Source organism: Enterobacter cloacae complex sp. 382A5, from assembly GCF_050031095.1.
Taxonomy (GTDB): Bacteria; Pseudomonadota; Gammaproteobacteria; order Enterobacterales; family Enterobacteriaceae; genus Enterobacter; species Enterobacter cloacae.
The window spans coordinates 2561802-2575222 of the sequence record NZ_JBLGVK010000001.1 but is presented as its reverse complement, the minus strand read 5'-3'; the positions used below and the strand labels follow the sequence as shown (position 1 = coordinate 2575222).

General features: G+C 53.6%; 14 protein-coding genes. 6 read left to right on the top strand and 8 right to left on the bottom strand.

Features of this window, described 5'->3' with window-relative positions; translation table 11 throughout:
- Positions 1-11: 11 nt before the first annotated feature.
- Positions 12-602 (bottom strand): GTP cyclohydrolase II, encoded by a 591-nt coding sequence (gene ribA / locus ACQG2G_RS12135; protein ID WP_013096372.1) that lies wholly within the window; start codon positions 600-602, stop codon positions 12-14.
- A gap of 198 nt (positions 603-800) precedes the next feature.
- Between ribA and pgpB the strand changes: the two genes are divergently transcribed.
- From pgpB to yciH, 5 genes are all read left to right on the top strand, one after another.
- The gene (gene pgpB, locus ACQG2G_RS12130; RefSeq protein WP_095452679.1) at positions 801-1568 is read left to right on the top strand and encodes a phosphatidylglycerophosphatase B; all 768 of its coding nucleotides are present in this window, start codon (positions 801-803) and stop codon (positions 1566-1568) included.
- A 148-nt stretch (positions 1569-1716) separates the two neighbouring features.
- Positions 1717-2025: a LapA family protein gene (locus ACQG2G_RS12125; protein ID WP_013096374.1), complete on the top strand. Its 309-nt coding sequence runs from the start codon at positions 1717-1719 to the stop codon at positions 2023-2025.
- Positions 2026-2031: 6 nt separating this feature from the next.
- Positions 2032-3201, top strand: a complete 1170-nt coding sequence (gene lapB / locus ACQG2G_RS12120; RefSeq protein WP_013096375.1) for a lipopolysaccharide assembly protein LapB — start codon at positions 2032-2034, stop codon at positions 3199-3201.
- A 185-nt stretch (positions 3202-3386) separates the two neighbouring features.
- Positions 3387-4124, top strand: coding sequence for an orotidine-5'-phosphate decarboxylase (gene pyrF, locus ACQG2G_RS12115; RefSeq protein ID WP_028027957.1), 738 nt, complete (start codon positions 3387-3389; stop codon positions 4122-4124).
- Positions 4124-4450, top strand: coding sequence for a stress response translation initiation inhibitor YciH (yciH, locus tag ACQG2G_RS12110; RefSeq protein ID WP_013096377.1), 327 nt, complete (start codon positions 4124-4126; stop codon positions 4448-4450). The genes pyrF and yciH overlap by 1 nt, the downstream gene beginning before the upstream one ends.
- A gap of 102 nt (positions 4451-4552) precedes the next feature.
- Here yciH and osmB read toward each other — a convergent pair whose 3' ends face one another.
- From osmB to ACQG2G_RS12095, 3 genes are all read right to left on the bottom strand, one after another.
- Positions 4553-4771: an osmotically-inducible lipoprotein OsmB gene (gene osmB / locus ACQG2G_RS12105; RefSeq protein ID WP_008501216.1), complete on the bottom strand. Its 219-nt coding sequence runs from the start codon at positions 4769-4771 to the stop codon at positions 4553-4555.
- Positions 4772-5032: 261 nt separating this feature from the next.
- Positions 5033-5785, bottom strand: a complete 753-nt coding sequence (locus tag ACQG2G_RS12100) for a DNA-binding transcriptional regulator YciT (RefSeq protein WP_029883569.1) — start codon at positions 5783-5785, stop codon at positions 5033-5035.
- Positions 5786-5828: 43 nt separating this feature from the next.
- Positions 5829-6011, bottom strand: coding sequence for a hypothetical protein (locus tag ACQG2G_RS12095; protein WP_020690946.1), 183 nt, complete (start codon positions 6009-6011; stop codon positions 5829-5831).
- Between the two features lie 193 nt (positions 6012-6204).
- On the opposite strand from ACQG2G_RS12095, the gene ACQG2G_RS12090 reads away from it, so the two are divergent.
- Entirely contained in the window at positions 6205-7074 is an 870-nt protein-coding gene (locus ACQG2G_RS12090) for a crotonase/enoyl-CoA hydratase family protein (RefSeq protein WP_013096380.1), read from the top strand.
- Here the strand turns inward: ACQG2G_RS12090 and pdeR are convergent.
- From pdeR to fabI, 4 genes are all read right to left on the bottom strand, one after another.
- The gene (gene pdeR, locus ACQG2G_RS12085) at positions 7071-9062 is read right to left on the bottom strand and encodes a cyclic di-GMP phosphodiesterase (protein ID WP_013096381.1); all 1992 of its coding nucleotides are present in this window, start codon (positions 9060-9062) and stop codon (positions 7071-7073) included. The two genes, ACQG2G_RS12090 and pdeR, sit on opposite strands and share 4 nt — an antisense overlap.
- Before the next feature lie 325 nt (positions 9063-9387).
- On the bottom strand, positions 9388-11322 hold the full coding sequence (locus ACQG2G_RS12080; RefSeq protein ID WP_369118588.1) for an exoribonuclease II: 1935 nt from the start codon (positions 11320-11322) through the stop codon (positions 9388-9390).
- Positions 11323-11410: 88 nt separating this feature from the next.
- Complete coding sequence (locus tag ACQG2G_RS12075; protein WP_250181674.1) at positions 11411-12397, bottom strand: CMD domain-containing protein; 987 nt, start codon at positions 12395-12397, stop codon at positions 11411-11413.
- 154 nt (positions 12398-12551) lie between these two features.
- Complete coding sequence (fabI, locus tag ACQG2G_RS12070; RefSeq protein ID WP_426769238.1) at positions 12552-13340, bottom strand: enoyl-ACP reductase FabI; 789 nt, start codon at positions 13338-13340, stop codon at positions 12552-12554.
- Between the last annotated feature and the right edge of the window lie 81 nt (positions 13341-13421).

The following is a 13421-nucleotide window of genomic DNA, read 5'->3' as shown; positions in this document are numbered from 1 at the left end:
GCACTTTGCGATCACTCGCTCAGCAGATGCCCCATTTTGGCGGCTTTGGTATCGAGGTAGTGCGCGTTTTTTGGATTACGTCCCACGATGAGCGGTACGCGCTCAACGATATTGATCCCCGCTTCGGTCAGAATTTCGACTTTTTTCGGGTTGTTAGTCAGCAGGCGTACTTCATCCACGCCCAGCAACTTAAACATATCCGCACACAGCGTGAAATCGCGCTCATCGGCAGCGAAGCCGAGCTGGTGGTTTGCTTCTACCGTGTCGTACCCCTGGTCCTGCAGCGCGTAGGCGCGGATTTTATTCAGCAGGCCAATATTGCGCCCTTCCTGGCGGTGATAAAGCAGCACACCGCGACCCTCTTCGGCAATATGAGAGAGCGCTGCCTCCAGCTGGAAACCGCAATCACAGCGCAGGCTGAACAACGCATCGCCAGTCAGACACTCCGAATGAACGCGAGAAAGTACCGGGGTTTGTCCTGAAATGTCGCCGTACACCAGCGCGACGTGATCCTGTCCGGTCGCCAGTTCTTCAAATCCCACCATCAGGAAATCGCCCCATGGGGTTGGCAGTTTGGCTTCTGCCACACGTTTAAGCTGCATGTGATTCTCCAGAGTAGGCTGACACGTTTCGTGTCTTCCGCCTGTTTTTGCTTTCTGTATCCGTTCATTTTGCCACAAGCTCAGCAGGTTCGCCTAATGGCTGCCATGCTATACGAACGTTAAACGCACGATCCGACATATCCACCCGTCGGATGAATTTCAGTTATGATTGTGACGCTTAGCGAAAAAGGAGAAGACATGCTTTCAATCGCCAGACGAACGGCAGCAGGTGCGGCCATATTGTTGATAATGCCATTAGCCGTTTGGGTATCAGGCTGGATGTGGCAGCCCGGGCACAATACCCTGTGGCTGAAAACGTTATACTGGATAACAGAGACGGTCACCCAGCCATGGGGCATCATTACTCATGTAGTGCTTTGCGCCTGGTTTTTGTGGTGCCTGCGCTTTCGTCTCCGCGCAGCGCTGGTGCTCTTTGCTATCCTCGGTGGGGCGATTCTTGTTGGCCAGGGGGTAAAATCCTGGGTGAAAGGCCATGTGCAGGAGCCGCGGCCTTTTGTGGTCTGGCTGGAAAAAACGCATCATGTTCCGGTGAATGAGTTCTACAATTTAAAACGTAAAGATCGCGGTGCGCTGGTAAAAGAACAGCTTGCGGAACAGCAGGATATCCCGACGTTTTTACGTAAACACTGGCAAAAAGAGACCGGCTTTGCGTTTCCATCCGGGCACACCATGTTCGCCGCCAGTTGGGCACTTCTTGCCGTCGGCCTTTTATGGCCGCGGCGTCGGACTGTCACTATCGCCATTTTACTGGTCTGGGCGACGGGGGTGATGGGGAGCCGTCTACTGCTGGGCATGCACTGGCCACGCGATTTAGTGGTGGCGACGCTCATTTCATGGCTGCTTGTTACCCTTGCCACCTGGCTGGCTGAACGACTCTGCGGTCCGTTAACGCCGCCACCGGAAGAGAAAGAAGAGATCGCCGAAAGGGAGCACAGTGGCGACTGAAGGTTGATTTTGCGCATTTAGCCCATAAATCCATGACGGGCGCGTCACTTTTTCCGTTTCGCGCCCGTCGCTAAAATGGTAGTTTATAAGGCTGATTGCGGTAAGTTGAACACACTTTATTCGCTTGAACCACATAACGGGAAGTAATGTGAAATATTTACTCATTTTCTTACTGGTATTGGCGATTTTTGTCATTTCAGTCACATTGGGTGCACAAAACGATCAACAGGTGACGTTTAACTATCTGCTGGCGCAGGGCGAATATCGGGTTTCGAGCCTGCTGGCGGTCTTGTTCGCAGCGGGTTTCGCCATCGGCTGGCTGGTTTGCGGTCTGTTCTGGTTAAAAGTACGTGTTTCGCTTGCGCGCGCTGAACGTAAAATTAAACGCCTCGAACATCAAATTGCGCCTGCGTCCGACATCCCGGAAAGCTCTGGTGTGCCGGTCGTCAAGGAATAATCGAATATGCTGGAGTTGTTGTTTCTGCTTTTGCCTGTAGCCGCTGCCTATGGCTGGTATATGGGCCGCAGAAGTGCGCAACAAACAAAACAGGATGAGGCGAACCGACTCTCCCGCGACTACGTTGCAGGGGTGAACTTCCTCCTGAGCAATCAACAGGACAAAGCGGTTGACCTGTTCCTCGACATGTTAAAAGAGGACACAGGGACCGTTGAAGCACACCTGACCCTGGGCAACCTGTTCCGCTCGCGTGGCGAGGTTGACCGTGCCATTCGTATTCACCAGACCCTCATGGAAAGCGCCTCGTTAACTTACGATCAGCGTCTGCTGGCAGTACAACAGCTGGGCCGCGATTACATGGCGGCGGGGTTGTATGACCGTGCGGAAGACATGTTCTCGCAACTGGTGGATGAAACAGATTTCCGCATAGGTGCGCTGCAGCAGCTGCTGCAGATTTATCAGGCCACCAGCGACTGGCAGAAAGCCATTGATACCGCTGAACGTCTGGTTAAGTTGGGTAAAGACAAACAGCGCGTCGAGATAGCCCATTTCTACTGCGAACTGGCCCTGCAACAGATGGGGAACGACGACATGGATAAAGCCATGGCGTTGCTGAAGAAAGGGGCCGCCGCAGACCGCAACAGCGCGCGTATTTCCATCATGATGGGGCGCGTGTTTATGGCAAGTGGCGACTATGCCAAAGCCGTTGAAAGCCTGCTGCGCGTCATTGATCAGGACAAAGAGCTGGTCAGTGAAACCCTTGAAATGCTGCAGACCTGTTATCAACAGCTGGGTAAACAGGATGAGTGGGTAGCGTTCCTGCGCCGCTGCGTGGAAGAGAACACCGGAGCCACTGCGGAGCTGATGCTTTCCGACGTAGTGGAGCAGCATGAGGGCAGCGACACGGCGCAGGTTTATATTACGCGTCAGCTGCAGCGTCATCCTACCATGCGGGTTTTCCATAAGCTGATGGATTACCACCTGAACGACGCAGAAGAAGGGCGTGCTAAAGAGAGCCTGATGGTGCTGCGAGACATGGTGGGCGAACAGGTGCGTAGCAAGCCGCGCTACCGCTGTCAGAAGTGTGGTTTTACCGCGTATACGCTGTACTGGCACTGTCCTTCATGCCGGGCCTGGTCAACCATCAAGCCTATTCGCGGTCTCGATGGGCAGTAATTTTTTAAAACACCTCACTTTAGTTACAACATACTTATCACTTTTATAATCCCGTTCAGCATCGTGCGGCTTGCCAGCCTGGCAGGGAATAAAACGATCCTGTCAATTTGTGGCGCTGGCAGGTAGAATGCACGCCGTTTATCTGTTCCGCGCCGCTGCGCGCCCATAGACGAAAAGGGCTGGTCATGACGTCTGTTACTTCCTCCACTTCCCGCGTAGTTACTGATTCTCCTGTTGTTGTTGCTCTTGATTACAATAAACGTGACGCTGCTCTGGCTTTTGTCGACGGTATTGACCCTCGCGACTGTCGCCTTAAAGTGGGCAAAGAGATGTTTACGTTATTTGGACCGCAAATCGTACGCGATCTGCAACAGCGCGGTTTTGACGTTTTCCTCGACCTCAAATTTCATGATATTCCAAACACCACGGCGCATGCCGTTGCCGCGGCTGCCGAGTTGGGTGTATGGATGGTTAACGTGCATGCATCGGGTGGGGCGAGAATGATGACAGCCGCGCGTGAAGCGCTTCTGCCGTTTGGCAGCGACGCCCCCTTGTTGATTGCGGTAACGGTGCTGACCAGCATGGACGAAAATGACCTGCGTGACCTCGGTGTGACGTTGTCACCGGCTGAACATGCAGAGCGTCTTGCGCGACTGACGCAGAATTGCGGCCTGGACGGTGTTGTCTGTTCCGCGCAGGAAGCGGTGCGTTTCAAAACGGAGCTGGGCCAGAATTTCAAACTGGTCACGCCGGGTATTCGCCCAGCGGGTAGCGAGGCTGGCGATCAGCGCCGTATTATGACCCCTGAGCAGGCGCTGGCGGCAGGCGTGGATTACATGGTGATCGGCCGTCCGGTGACACAATCTGCTAATCCGGCAGAGACGCTTAAGGCTATCAACGCATCACTGAAAAAGGGGGCGTAATGACCGATTCAAACAGCCGTCTGGTCTATTCAACCGAAACCGGGCGCATTGATGAACCGAAAGCGAAAGCAGAGCGCCCGAAGGGCGACGGTATTGTCCGTATCCAGCGCCAGACCAGCGGGCGTAAAGGTAAGGGTGTTTGCCTTATCACGGGTATCGATCTGGATGATGCAGAACTGGCGAAACTGGCGGCTGAACTGAAAAAGAAATGTGGCTGTGGCGGTGCCGTCAAAGACGGGATAATCGAAATCCAGGGTGATAAACGCGATGTCATTAAATCGCATCTCGAAGCCAAAGGGATGAAAGTAAAACTGGCGGGCGGCTAAAATAAATGAGCCACGGTATTTACCGTGGCTCTTGTTTTATACGTGCGTAAGTCAGACCTGAAATGCGATAAATATCGCGATGCCCATCAGGGCGTATAATAATTATTTGCCGACCTGGTGACCGATAATACCACCAACAGCAGCACCACCTAATGTACCCAGCGTACTACCGTCTGTTAATACTGCACCACCCAGTGCACCAGCACCGGCACCAATGGCGGTGTTACGGTCACGTTTAGACCAGTTAGAGCATGCGCTCAGGGACATTGCTACAGTGATTGCCAGAACAGCGGCGGCTAATTTTTTGCTGGTTAAGGTCATAATACTTTCTCCTGAATTATCGATTCACGGAAAGATGCACGCTTTAAGTATAGACTAAACGAATACTTAAATTCTGTTCTCCGTGAAAGCTGGTCGCGCAGGTGTTACGTCATCACGCAGGTGATAGTCACTTCCTGTTATATCGCTAACATTAATTTTACGTCTTCAGGGTCAGTTAAACAGGTAAAAACTCTTAAAGGGGGGTTAGGATTCCTCTCAGAGAGAGGTTAAGAGGCGCCTGAAATTCAGGCGCTCGCGGTATCAGGCGGGTTTTTTAATAATGTCGACGATAAGTCCGTCTTCCTGGAGTTTATTCCGATGCGCTTCGCTCAGACTGTCATCGGTAATTACGCGGCTGAACCGGGATATTGGCCCCATCATATAGGGATGGACCGCGCCAAATTTTGAGCTATCGGTCAGCACGATTGCCTCACACTCTTTTTCCAGTACCGCGTTCACAACGTCTGAACGCATCATATCCCGGCCGGTAAAGCCGGTTTCTGGCTGCCAGCCGTCAATACCGATGAAGGCCTTGCTGAAATGCACCTGCTGCACGTACTGACGCGTCAGCGGGCCGACCATGCTCTCACTTTTTTTCTGATAGATACCGCCCAGCAGGATGACCTCGCAGCGTGTCTCCTTCAACAAGTGAGCGATATAGCTACTGACGGTAATGATGGTGATGTCTTTTTGCTCGGCCAGGGTGCGGGCCAGCAGGGCGTTGCTACTGCCGTTCTCAATAAAGACCGTTTCGCCATTGTTCACTAAGGACGCGGCAAACTCAGCCAGCTCACGTTTGAGGGCATAGTTATTCATCATGCGGGTTTCTACGTCCTCGCTGTCCAGCGGGACCGCATACCCATGCGCACGACGCAGGTAGCTCTGTTTTTCGAGTAGATTCAGATCCTGACGGATGGTGACTTCGGAAACGCCTGTCGTTTTAGCGAGATCGACGACGCTCACGCGCCCCTGATCGATGACCATCTGCAAAATGATTTGTTGTCGGGAATTCATAGCATCCATTTAATAAAGCGAAACGAGGGCGGATAGGGCGTGGTTAAACTTCCCACGGGGCTTTTGGCTGTCTGTTTTCTGACGCGGTTTCGGCGCCATTCTGAGCCAGAAGTTCAGACTTCAGGATCTCAAGGTTACGGATCGCAGAGTGATAATCGCCCGCCACCAGTATATCCAGCACGGTATCAATTCGTTGGGCTACGGCCTGCGCATCAATGTTAGACATAATCTCATCCCGGGTACGAAAAGTTAATATTTTCAATGATGCAGAAAATGGATTCAAAAGAGAAGGGAAAAAATGCAATAACTAAATTACATAAATGAAAGTAATAAATTTATTCCCCCGCATGCAGCGTGATGAATGAGTGGATTAGTCTAAAACTGCGCGCAAGGCGCTTTTTTATATGAGGAATTAGACTATGACAGTTATCAATCAGGCTACCTGCACACTGTTTACCGATACTGAACGTTTCACTCAGTTGTCCGGGTATTATGAGGAGGAGCGCCGCACAGTCTGGATGATGTTGCGGGCGCAGCCACGACCTTGCTTCAACCATGCGTTAATCGAAGAGATCATGAACCTCTCCTGGCTTGTTCGCCAGTCCGGGTTTGCGGTCGATTTTTGGGTTACCGGTTCGCTGGTGCCCGAGATGTACAATGCGGGAGGTGATTTACAGTTCTTTGTCGAATGTATCCAAAACGGACGCCGCGAAGCGTTAAGAGCCTATGCCCGTGCCTGCGTGGACTGCGTTCATGCGGCGTCACGGGGGTTTGATACGGGGGCTATTACCCTGGCGATGGTCGAAGGCAGTGCGTTAGGGGGCGGATTCGAAGCCGCGCTGGCGCACCACTTTGTGCTGTCCCAGCGCGATGCCCGCTTAGGCTTCCCTGAGATCGCCTTCAACCTTTTCCCCGGCATGGGGGGGTACTCGCTGGTTGCTCGCCGCTCAGGCATGAAGCTGGCGGAGGAGCTCATCTACAAAGGGGAGTCTCATACGGCAGAATGGTATGAACAGCATGGGTTAGTGGATGTCCTGTTCGAACCCGGGCAAAGTTATGTCTCCGTCAGAACGTTCATTGACACGCTGCGGCCGAAGATGAACGGCGTAAAGGCGATGTTACGCGCCCGTACCCGCGTGCTGCAGCTGCCTCGCAGTGAGCTGATGGATATCACGGAAGATTGGGTTGACGCTGCGTTCTGCCTTGAACCAAAAGATATCGCCTATATGGAGCGTCTGGTCATGCTGCAAAACCGCCACCAGGCGGCGGGTTTACGCAAAGCCAGTTAGTGCTGTTTACGCGCCTGATATCGCTTTAGCCATCGCTCGAATGCGGCAGCGGGCATGGGCTTAGCAAAGAGAAAACCCTGCCGTTCGTTGACGCCGTTCTTAGTCAGAAAGGCGTCTTCTTTTGCGTTCTCCACACCTTCGGCAATGACCTGCAAATTAAGCGCCTGTGCCACCGCGACGATGGCCCGCACCAGCGACTGGGAAATAGACTGTTTATGAATATCCCGGACAAATGACTGATCGAGTTTTATCGCATCGATGGGGAAGCGTGCCAGCTGCGACAAAGACGAGTAGCCGGTACCAAAATCGTCCAGATGGATTTGCGCACCAAGCTGGCTGAACTGCTGGATCACCGACAGCGCCAGCTCTTCGTTTTCAATGAGGCAGCTTTCCGTTAACTCAACGTCGATAGGGCAGTATTCAAAATCCAGATCCTTCAGGGCCTGTTTTAAGTCGCTGAAAATGGTTTGATCTGCCAGCTGACGGGCCGAAACGTTCACCGCCACGCGCAGGTTAATGCCTTTGTCGCGCCATTTCGCCACCTGGCGAACCACATCAAGCATGACCCAGCGGCCAAGCGGCACAATCAGCCCTGACTCCTCAGCATACGAGATAAACTCCAGCGGAGGAATCAACCCGCGTTCTGGTGATTGCCAGCGCACCAGCGCTTCAAGGCTTCTGACTTCACCGCGCCAGGTGACTTTGGGCTGGTAGTGGATCAGCAGCTGATCGTTATCCAGCGCTTTGCGCAGGTTGGTATCCAGCCAGAGATACTCAAACACGCGCTGGTTCATTTCCGGCGAGAAGACGCAGAACTTACCCCGGCCGTTCTCTTTCGCCGTGTACATGGCGGTATCGGCATTGCGGATAACGCTTTCCCGATCGTTACCGTGCTGCGGGGCGAGGGCGATACCTAACGAGCAACCGGTATAAATTTCAATCAAACCAATTCTGAACGGCTGGCGCAGGCGGGTCAGAATGCGTGATGCCATCGCTTCCAGAGAACCCTGAGAGGTATTGGTGGCCATGACAATAAATTCATCGCCGCCGAGTCGCGCCAGCACCTGGCCTTCTTCCAGACAGCTCAGAATGGCCAGCGCGACCGCCTGTAATAACTGATCGCCAAACATGTGCCCGTAGGCGTCGTTCACCTTTTTGAAGTTATCGAGATCGAGATACACCACGCCAACCTGCGTCTCACCGCGGCTGTCGATGGCATCTGAAATCAGTTCGTGGATCGCGTTGCGGTTCGGCAACCCGGTGATGGTATCGGTATTGGCCAGCACCCGCAGGCGCTCCTGGGCGCGGCGCTCCTCCGTAATATCGGTGCCGGAACAGATAAGAAAAATTTCATTTTTACCGCTGCCGCTGTGGACAAATTTGTTTCTGAACAGAAACAACCGTTGTCCTTTTCGCGTTTTGATCCAGCGCTCGACTTCGTAAGAGCTGCCGTTGCGAAAGAAGCCGGTGATGTTGCGCTTAGAGGCTGCCGCTTCACTGCGGCTCATAAACAGCTTAAACACGTTCTGGCCGATAACTTCTTGTTCTTTCAGGCCGGTGTACTCCTCGCTCAGACGGTTAAACCGCTGAATATTGCCGTTCTGATCGAGGATTACGATAACGGAGTTGGCTTCCGAAACCACTTGTTCCGCAAAGGACAGCCCCTGAGCAAGATCCCGGGCTACGGAAGGCGTATCGTTCCACGCAGAGGCTGTTCCGGCCCACTCATTACGGGTTATTTTGCGTCCGACAAGGTGAACAGGAACATCTTCGCCGTACAACGAGAGTGTCATAGAGATACTGGACGTAATAACGGTTAACTGGCGAATAAGTTCGGCCTGTTCATCATCCAGCGCCACCACCTGAGTGACATCGGCATTTTCGCTGGTAGAAAGGTGCAGAGCATTGCTGTCTGCTGTCAGTCGCCACCAGGGGCTGTGAGTTCCCATGTAACGAAACAGCAAATTCTGCTCCAGATCGTCCATCATGTTTTCTCCTGCAGCTACCTGTTAGCGCACAATTTATTCAGTTGTAATCGGCTTTTTCGAGGTAAGACCACGGCCAGACCGATGTGAACTTATTGTTTTTTCCCGGATTTCTTATAATAAAACGAGTCAGGTAAAAAAGGATACTTAGCAAATAAAAATTCACGTAACCGAATATAACGGCACTCTTTTACTGTAGATAATTCTGGCGAATTTGGGCGGGGGAAGTCTGAAAATAGTAAGAAAAAATGAAGAATTTGCAGCGTGGCGTAAAAGAAAAAATTGTCGGCCCGTCCGGCAAGGAAAGGGCCGACAATTGAATAGCTTATCAGGCGGCAGGGCGCGCGATGATGCTGCGGGTTTCCATGCGGACTTCGGCGATAGTTACGTCAATCACGTCGGTGACCTTGTAAACCGTTTCACCTTTGATTTGCACAGTCCCGTTTTCCTGGCTACAGACCAGTTCATCGCGAACGGTATGCAGGAACGGCGGAGGGATAAAGGCCACCGCCCCGTTATCCACCAGACGTACGCGCATCCCCCCACGGCTGATATCAATGATTTCTGCAGCGAAGCGAGTGTCTGTGCCGGCTTTGTCCTGCAGGAAGCGGGCGTACAGCCAGTCACCTACGTCACGTTCCGCCATGCGGTTCAGGCGCCGACGATCTGCCATCTGCAGGGTCGTGTCATCCTGAGGACGCGCAATTGATTCGCCCTTAATGATCGCTTTCAGCAGGCGATGGTTAACCATATCGCCATACTTACGAATTGGAGATGTCCAGGTGGCGTAGGCTTCAAGACCGAGGCCGAAGTGTGGGCCAGGCTCAGTGCTGATCTCGGCAAAGGACTGGAAGCGACGAATACGGCTGTCGAGGAAACCAGAAGGCTGTGCGTCCAGCTCGCGGCGCAGCTTGCAGAAGCCCTGCAAGGTCAGCACTTCTTCCGGGTCAACATGCACATCATGGTTCTTCAGTAAGGCGGCCAGCGCTTCGGTGTTCGCCGGATCAAACCCGGTATGAACGTTATAAATGCCGAAGCCGAGCTTGTCGCGCAGCACACGTGCGGCACAAATATTGGCGGAAATCATCGCTTCTTCGACGATGCGGTTCGCAATGCGTCGTGGTTCGGCCACGATATCCAGCACTTCACCTTTTTCGCCCAGAACGAAGCGATAGTCCGGACGATCCTTGAACACCAGCGCATGGGTTTGACGCCACTCGCTGCGGCTCAGACAGATGCGGTGCAGCAGACGAATCTGTGCGGCTACGGCCTCAGAGGCCGGTTCCCAGCTGCCCGTGTTCTCCAGCCAGTCAGAGACGTCGTCGTAAGCCAGCTTGGCTTTAGATTCAATGGTGGCCGCGAAGAATTCGATATCATCTTCAATTGTGCCGTCCGCAGCAATGGTCATGCGGCAGGCGAGCACCGGACGCACTTCGTTCGGCCGCAGCGAACAGAGATCGTCGGAGAGTTCACGAGGCAGCATCGGGATGTTAAAGCCCGGCAGATAGTTGGTGAACGCACGGATTTTCGCGATATCGTCCAGCTTGCTGCCTTCAGCAATCCAGGCGGTAGGATCGGCAATGGCAACGGTTAACAGCAGTTTGCCGTCAGCAAGTTCTTCAGCATACAAGGCGTCATCCATATCTTGCGTACTGGCGCTGTCGATAGTAACAAACTCCAGGGCAGTCAGATCGCGACGCTCCAGACCTTCGTCCTGCATCTCGGTGGCGACGCCGTTCGGAGCTTCTTTCTCAAGGTTATGGCGCGCAAGCGTAACCCACCACGGTACAAAATGGTCATCACCGAACGTGATGAACTGGGTCAGTTCCGCATAGAAGCCACGATCGCCTTTCAGTGGATGACGGCGCATTTCCGCAACGGCCCAGTCACCTTCTTTAAAATCATGCTCAACGCCGCGAGCGGCACGGCAGGGGATGGCGTCTTTCAGCAGAGGATGATCCGGCACGATGGAGAGACGATCGTCTTTTCTCTGCACCTTGCCCACAAAACGGGTCAGGAACGGCTCGATCAGTTCTTCCGGCTCGGCAGATTCACGCTCTTTTTCGGTATGAATAACCGCCATGACGCGGTCGCCGTGCATCACTTTCTTCATCTGCGGTGGCGGAATGAAGTAGCTTTTCTGCGCGTCGACTTCAAGGAAACCAAAGCCTTTTTCCGTGGCTTTTACGACCCCTTCTGCACGCGGCGTCTGGGAATGCAGTTGCTGTTTAAGCTGCGCTAGCAGCGGGTTGTCCTGAAACATAATGTTCTATTTTCGTAGCCATTGAGCGGCTGACAGTTTTACGCGATTCTCACTGCCACAGCAAGCGCTCTTTGGGTAAATAGTATGGTTATTCCGCTTTGCCAAGCGCCACTTTCAAACGATCCAGCCAGCCGTCTAACGCGCTTCGCGTAAGCAGTGCAATCGCCCGGCCAGCGGGAAGACCTTCCTCCGTGAGCGGGTTAAACTGTGCTGCACTGAAACGGTCAGGTGAACGTGTCAACAACTCCACGGCCGCTAAGAGCGCTGGTGACGCGGCCCGGTCTTCATCTCGGCAATGGTTCAGGATTTCTCCCGTCAGATCGAGCAACGTGGGTTCGTGGCAGAGCACAGGCGTCAGCGCCTGAAGGGCGGGCTCGGCTTGCCAGCGTGAAAGCGACTCGAGTTGATGCGCACTGGCATAGCGCAGTTCCACGACAGGCAGTAGAGCGATCCAGGCGCCGGGCCTGGCGGGCAGCGTGTGCGGTTGAATATGGTGTCCCGGCAACCAGCGTACGGGGTGGCCCAGCAGCGCCTGAAATACTGCTACCACGCGGGCCTGAAAACCGATGAAGCCAATAATCTGGCTGATGAGCACGATGTCATACGTTGTCAGACCCACCTCATCAAGCTGGTTCTGCGCTTTATCATCAATGACATCCGGTGAGCTGGCAAGCTGGCGGGCATACTGCGTGATCTGGGCCAGACGGCGGTTACTTTCGCGAGAGGAGTCCGGGCCGGGAAGGGGGGCGAGAAGGGCGGCGTAGTGGTTACAGAGCCTTTGAACCCCGCAGGCCTGCGCCACCGTCAGCGCGGTGCTTAGCCTGTCGTAGGCACTCAGCGTATGCAGACGGTTGACGGCGATATCGAGTGGAAACAGCCGGTGACATAACGCCCGGGCAGGAGTAAGCCAGCCAGCACAGGCAGTAACAATCTCATCCGGTAAGGCTAAATCGAGCAAAAAACGATCGTCGACGTTAGCGGCTTCGGGCACCAGAGGCAGGACATCCGTCTGCGCGTGGTTTGACTGGGTTTCGTGGTACCAGTGGCCTTTGCCGGAAAAACGGCGTTGTTCCATGGGCGTTCCTTGATCTCAAAATGGCGATCAATATCCTGGCGTAAGGCGGATGAGGGGAAAAATATTGTTAGGTGATAACAAATAGCAGAACGGAATAACGAGAGAGGGCGGGCCGGGAAAAACTCTCTTCCCGGGCGGGAAGAGAGTCACAAACTTATTTTATTTCCAGCTCGTTCATTGCAGCGATGTTGAAGCCGCCGTCAACGTGAACCACTTCGCCGGAGATACCCGCGGAAAGGTCAGAGCACAGGAATGCTGCAGAGTTACCCACATCTTCAATGGTAACGGTACGACGAATCGGGGTAACCGCTTCGCAGTGTGCCAGCATTTTACGGAAATCTTTGATACCGGAAGCCGCCAGGGTGCGGATTGGACCTGCAGAGATGGCGTTAACGCGCACGCCTTCAGGGCCCATTGCGTTCGCCATGTAGCGGACGTTTGCTTCCAGAGACGCTTTAGCCAGACCCATCACGTTGTAGTTAGGGATTGCGCGCTCTGCGCCCAGGTAGGACAGGGTCAGCAGGGCGGAGCCCGGGTTCAGCATGGCACGGCAAGATTTCGCCATCGCAACAAAGCTGTAAGAGCTGATGTCGTGAGCGATTTTAAAGCCATCGCGGGTTACCGCGTTCACGTAGTCACCGTCCAGCTGGTCGCCAGGTGCGAAGCCGATGGAGTGAACAAAACCGTCGAATTTGTCCCACGATTTTGCCAGTTCAGCACACATGCCATCGATGCTTTCATCTTGTGCAACGTCACATTCCAGAACAATGCTGGAACCCAGCTGCGCGGCAAATTCTTCAACACGGCCTTTCAGCTTGTCGTTCTGGTAGGTGAACGCCAGCTCAGCGCCTTCGCGATGCATTGCCTGTGCGATGCCGTATGCGATGGACAGTTTGCTGGCAACGCCGGTTACCAGAATGCGCTTACCGGAAAGAAAACCCATAGCTTTAATCCTTATATTCATTGCTTATTTTGCCTTGTAATTCATAGCGTTACAGGCAGTATTTCAAAATTATTCGAAATC

Coding starts and splice junctions, on each gene's coding strand:
- ribA (WP_013096372.1), bottom strand. CDS start 602: ATGCAGCTTAAACGTGTGGCAGAAGCCAAACTGCCAACCCCATGGGGC.
- pgpB (WP_095452679.1), top strand. CDS start 801: ATGCTTTCAATCGCCAGACGAACGGCAGCAGGTGCGGCCATATTGTTG.
- lapB (WP_013096375.1), top strand. CDS start 2,032: ATGCTGGAGTTGTTGTTTCTGCTTTTGCCTGTAGCCGCTGCCTATGGC.
- pyrF (WP_028027957.1), top strand. CDS start 3,387: ATGACGTCTGTTACTTCCTCCACTTCCCGCGTAGTTACTGATTCTCCT.
- yciH (WP_013096377.1), top strand. CDS start 4,124: ATGACCGATTCAAACAGCCGTCTGGTCTATTCAACCGAAACCGGGCGC.
- osmB (WP_008501216.1), bottom strand. CDS start 4,771: ATGACCTTAACCAGCAAAAAATTAGCCGCCGCTGTTCTGGCAATCACT.
- ACQG2G_RS12100 (WP_029883569.1), bottom strand. CDS start 5,785: ATGAATTCCCGACAACAAATCATTTTGCAGATGGTCATCGATCAGGGG.
- ACQG2G_RS12095 (WP_020690946.1), bottom strand. CDS start 6,011: ATGTCTAACATTGATGCGCAGGCCGTAGCCCAACGAATTGATACCGTG.
- ACQG2G_RS12090 (WP_013096380.1), top strand. CDS start 6,205: ATGACAGTTATCAATCAGGCTACCTGCACACTGTTTACCGATACTGAA.
- pdeR (WP_013096381.1), bottom strand. CDS start 9,062: ATGATGGACGATCTGGAGCAGAATTTGCTGTTTCGTTACATGGGAACT.
- ACQG2G_RS12080 (WP_369118588.1), bottom strand. CDS start 11,322: ATGTTTCAGGACAACCCGCTGCTAGCGCAGCTTAAACAGCAACTGCAT.
- ACQG2G_RS12075 (WP_250181674.1), bottom strand. CDS start 12,397: ATGGAACAACGCCGTTTTTCCGGCAAAGGCCACTGGTACCACGAAACC.
- fabI (WP_426769238.1), bottom strand. CDS start 13,340: ATGGGTTTTCTTTCCGGTAAGCGCATTCTGGTAACCGGCGTTGCCAGC.